General features: G+C 73.2%; 2 protein-coding genes. One reads left to right on the top strand and one right to left on the bottom strand.

Annotation, left to right across the window (positions count from 1 at the left end; genetic code table 11):
* Positions 1-5 precede the first annotated feature (5 nt).
* The gene (eccCa, locus tag HO151_RS01135; protein ID WP_173894276.1) at positions 6-4,025 is read right to left on the bottom strand and encodes a type VII secretion protein EccCa; all 4,020 of its coding nucleotides are present in this window, start codon (positions 4,023-4,025) and stop codon (positions 6-8) included.
* 469 nt (positions 4,026-4,494) lie between these two features.
* Between eccCa and HO151_RS01140 the strand changes: the two genes are divergently transcribed.
* The coding region (locus tag HO151_RS01140; protein ID WP_173894277.1) for an EsaB/YukD family protein at positions 4,495-4,902 on the top strand (408 nt) is incomplete at its 3' end.

Below are 4,902 nucleotides of genomic sequence, written 5' to 3' on the forward strand. Positions count from 1 at the left end.
TTCCCTCAGCCGGCCTCCTCCACCAGTGCCGTCTGCATCAGCCTCGCCCGGCGGCGGGCGATGTGCAGCGCCCGGCCCGGCGGAAGGTTGCGGGGCTTCGCGTTGCCGAACAGGCGGCCCTCCGTGGGCGGGCAGGAGAGCAGGACGGCCGGGTTGTTGGCCTCGTCCAGGCGGCGGATCAGGCCGTCGCTGAGACCGCGGCCCGCGCCCATCGCGCTGCGGGCGACCACCAGGTGCAGACCCATCTCGAAGCCGAGGGTCAGGTACTCGAAGAGGGGCTCCATGGGGCTCTGGAACGAGCTGCCGGAGACCATGTCGTAGTCGTCGATCAGGATGAACAGCCGCGGGCCGGTCCACCAGTCGCACCTGCGCATGCGACTGGGCGCGATGTCGGCCCCGGGGACGCGGGTCTTCATCGCCCTGGCCGCGCCCTCGACGGTCTCCTTGAGGTTGTCCAGGGAGATCACGTGCCCGATGCGGTACTCCTCGGGGACGGTGTCCACCAGGGTGCGGCGGTAGTCCACCACGATGATCTTCGCCTCGGCGGGCGAGTAGCGGGCGGTGATGCCCGCCGTGACACCGCGCAGCAGGTTGGTCTTGCCGCTCTCGGTGTCGCCGACCACGATCAGGTGCGGGGTGCGGCTGAAGTCGTGCCAGACCGGTTCCAGGGCGTCCTGGTCGATGCCGAGCGGCAGGCGCATGCCGCCGCCCTCGGTGGCCTCGGGGGCGGGCAGCTCGGCGAGCGGGAGCCGGTGCGGCAGCATCCGCACCTGCGGGGCGGGCGCGCCGGGCCAGTGCCGGGCGACCTCGGAGACCAGGTGGGCGACACCCTCGCCGAGGTCCTCCAGGGAACCGCTGCCGTCCAGCCGGGGCAGGCCGGCGAGGAAGTGCATCTTGCTGTCGGCGGTGATGCCGCGACCGCCGCTGCGCGGCACCGAGCGGGCCTTGCGGGTGTCGATCTCGGAGTCCATCGGGTCGCCCATCCGCAGTTCCAGGCGGGTGGCGGACTGGTCGCGCACCTGCGCGGACAGCTCCACCCAGCGGGTGGTGGTGATGAGCAGGTGGATGCCGTAGTTGAGACCGCGGGCGGCCAGTTCGTTGAACTTCGGGATCAGGTCGTCGTAGTCCTGGCGGACCGTGGACCAGCCGTCGACCACCATGAACACGTCGCCGAACGGCTCGTCGGGGAACTCCCCGGCGGCCCGGCGGCGGCGGTAGGACTGCATGGAGTCGACGGTGTGGTCGACGAAGAACTGCTCGCGCCGGGCCAGCAGCGTCATCACCTCGGCGACCGCGCGGTGCACCCGTTCCGGGTTGAGCCGTGCGGCGACACCGCCGACGTGCGGCAGCGCGGCGAGCTGCGAGAGACCGCCGCCGCCGAAGTCCAGGCAGTAGAACTGGATCTCGGCGGGGGTGTGGGTGAGGGCGAGGGCGCCGATCAGGGTGCGGGTGAGGGTGGACTTGCCGCTCTGCGAACCACCGGCGATCGCGACATGGCCACCGGCTCCGGACAGGTCCACGACCAGCGGGTCGCGGCGCTGCTCGAAGGGCTTGTCCACCAGACCGACCGGGACCCGCAGCTTGCCGGTGCCCGGCCAGCCGGTGGCGGTCAGGCCGCGCTGCGGGTCGGGCGCGATGCCGGGCAGCAGGGCGTCCAGCGGGGACGGCTCGTCCAGCGGCGGCAGCCACACCTGGTGGGCGGCGGGGCCCGAGCCGCGCAGCCGGTCCAGGGCCACGGCGAGCAGGGTCTCCTCGTCCTCGTCGGCTCCCGCTGTCCCCGGCTCCGGCTCCGGTTCAGGCGCCGCCTCCAGCGTGCGGGGCACCACCCAGCCGCTGCTCCACGGCACCACCTGGCTGGCCACCCGGGCCTGGACCACCGCGCCGGTGCGCCGCCGGTAGGTGCCCGAGGAGTAGGCGGCCCGGAAGCGCGTCAGGGCCTCCACACCGGACTTCAGGTAGCCGCTGCCGGGCTGGGCGGGCAGCTCGTAGGCGTCCGGCACGCCGAGCACACCGCGGCTCTCCATGGCGGAGAAGGTGCGCAGGCCGATCCGGTACGACAGATGGCTCTCCAGCTGGTGCATACGGCCCTCGTCCAGGCGCTGCGAGGCCAGCAGCAGGTGCACCCCCAGGGAGCGGCCCAGGCGGCCGATCATCACGAACAGGTCCATGAACTCCCGGTGCGTGGACAGGAGCTCGCTGAACTCGTCGACCACCACGAACAGGCTCGGCAGCGCGGTGAGACCGGCCCCGGCCGCGCGGGCCCGCTCGTACTCCAGGGCGGAGGTGTAGTTGCCGGCCGCGCGCAGCAGCTCCTGGCGGCGCATGAGTTCGCCGTGCAGGGCGTCCTGCATGCGTTCCACCAGGGCCACCTCGTCGGCGAGGTTGGTGATGACGGCGGAGGTGTGCGGGAGTTCCTCCAGGCCCAGGAAGGTGGCGCCGCCCTTGAAGTCGACCAGGACGAAGTTGAGGGTCTCCGAGGAGTTGGTCAGGGCCAGGCCCAGGACCAGGGTGCGCAGCAGTTCGCTCTTGCCGGAGCCGGTGGCCCCGATGAGCATGCCGTGCGGCCCCATGCCCCCTTGCGCGGACTCCTTGATGTCGAGTTCCACCGGGCGGCCGTCCACGCCGACCGCGACCGGCACCCGCAGCCGGGCGGAGCCGGTGTGCTTGGCGAAGAGGGTGGCCGGGTCGTGCCGGTGCAGGTCGGGAATGCCGAGCAGGGTGGTCAGTTCGACGTCCGCGTCCAGCGGCTGCGCGATGTCGGTGCCCAGGCTGATCCGGCGGGCCGTGAGCAGCCGGGCCAGGGACTCGGCGCCGAGCGGGCCCAGCCGGTCCGGGCGGCCCAGCGGCACGGAGCGCTCCTTGCGGCTGCGGTCGGTGCGCACCAGGCTCACCCGGTCGGGACCGGCGGTCAGCCGCAGCGTGTTGCGGCCGGGCCGCCAGCGCAGCGCCCCGGAGACGTCGAGGACCACGGCGTTGCGGTAGCCGTGCCCCTCCCAGCGGTGGCCCTCGGGCACGGTGACGCCGTCCAGGACGACGACGGTGTAGGGCTCGTCACGGCCGGGGCGGGCGTCCGGGTCGAAGCCGGGGCGCTCGGCGAACTCGGCGCCGAGCAGGTCGTCCAGCTCGGTGAGGTCGGCGGTGATCCGGCGGACCTGGCCCGCGCCGTCCTCCTCCTGCGGATGCAGCGCGTGCGGCAGCCACTTGACCCACTCCCAGTCGGGCCGCCGCTCGTCGCTGACGCAGACCGCGAGCCACAGCTCCTCGGGCGCGTGGAACACCGCGAGCTGCGCCAGTGCGGCGCGCACGAGGGAGCGTACGGCGTCGGCCGGGTCCTGGGCCGGGGCGCCTGCCCCGCCCTGCTCCCCGTGCGCGGGGACACCCGGCTCGGCGGACGCCTCGGCGGCGGCCTCCTCGGGGCGCAGCAGGATCCGGGCGGAGGAGCGCAGGTAGAGGCCGAGAGGCTGTTCCGGGACGGTCGAGTAGGCGCGGATGAAGCGGCGCAGGGCGTGCGCGCAGAGCGGCTCCAGGTCCTCCACCGGGCGGGTGGAGACCGGCTGCAGGGTGAGCGCGAGCTGCTGCTCGCCGACCGCGAGCCGGGCCTCGCCGAAGTCCTCGTCGGCCGGGCGGCGCTCCCACAGCCGCGAGGTGCGTGCCAGGGAGCGCAGCGAGGCGGGGTCCGGGTGGCGCCAGGCGAGGGCGCGCTGCTGCTCCACGATGGTGGCCCGGACCCGCTTGCGGGTCTGCGCCAGATAGCGGAGGTAGTCGCGGCGCTCGCCCTTCAGGCGCTGCTTGCGCTCGCTGGAGCGGCGCATCAGCTGCCCCAGCAGCATCGCACCGGCGGAGAGCGCCATGACGCCCATCGCCAGGTACATGAAGACGCCGTTCCCGCCGCCGGGGCGCAGGAACATCAGCATCATCGACACCGACATCAGGGCCATCGGCAGATAGGTCCATATCGCCGAGGTGTCGGGCACCGTCTCGGCGAGGACCGGTGGCTCCTGGAGGGTCAATTGGCCCTCGGGCATCTCCGGCCCGCGTCTGCGGGCCGGCCGGCGAAACAGCACCACACTCAAGGAACAGAACCTCCGGTTTCACTGGCTTTCCGGCCCGCGCCGAATACCGGCGCGCCCGGCGGCGGAAAAGGCCGCGCCGAGCCGATTCTCCGGGTGCCGCGTGACACGGTGAACGCCGGGGTGAATGTTCCGGGCGGACGGCGGCGACGGTGAACTCCCGCGAAGGACAACTCCATGCCGGACGACGAGTCCGGTCCGCAGCGCGATCCGCCGGGCTCAGGCAGTAGTCTGCATTCACGGAACACGACCTGTCCATGCGGAAGAGGCGGCCGCCGGCCGCGCGGACACCATTTCACTTCCCGGTACCCCCCGTTCCGGGACGCGTCGGCCTTCCGTACTCTTCGCTGGTCCCCTCTCCCGGGGGAGTTCTCCCGGGGAAGTCCTCCTGCCAAAGCCCCCACGGAAGACGAGTGTTCAGCTGATGACCGACAGTGCGGTGGCCGAGCTGTGCCGCCTGACCGTACGTGCGCCGAGCGTCTCCGTCGATCTGGCCGTGCCGGCCGACGTGCCGGTCGCCGATCTCCTGCCCACGCTGCTCCGCTACGTCGGCGAGGAGGCCGAGGAGGCCGGTCTCGACCATGCCGGCTGGGTGCTCCAGCAGCTCGGTGACGCCCCGCTCGACGAGGAGACCACCCTCGCCCGCGCCGGGCTCTTCGACGGCGCCGTGCTCTACCTGCGCCCGCACACCGAGGCGCTGCCCGAGGCCCGGCTCGACGACCTGGTGGACGGGATAGCCGACACCGCGGGCCGCAAGCTGCACACCTGGCACCCGGAGGCGGCCCGCGGACTGCTGGCGGGCACCGCGGCGGCGACCGTGGCGGCCGCCCTC

The sequence above is a fragment of the Streptomyces sp. 8P21H-1 genome (assembly GCF_013302945.1).

Coding starts and splice junctions, on each gene's coding strand:
- eccCa (WP_173894276.1), bottom strand. CDS start 4,025: ATGCCCGAGGGCCAATTGACCCTCCAGGAGCCACCGGTCCTCGCCGAG.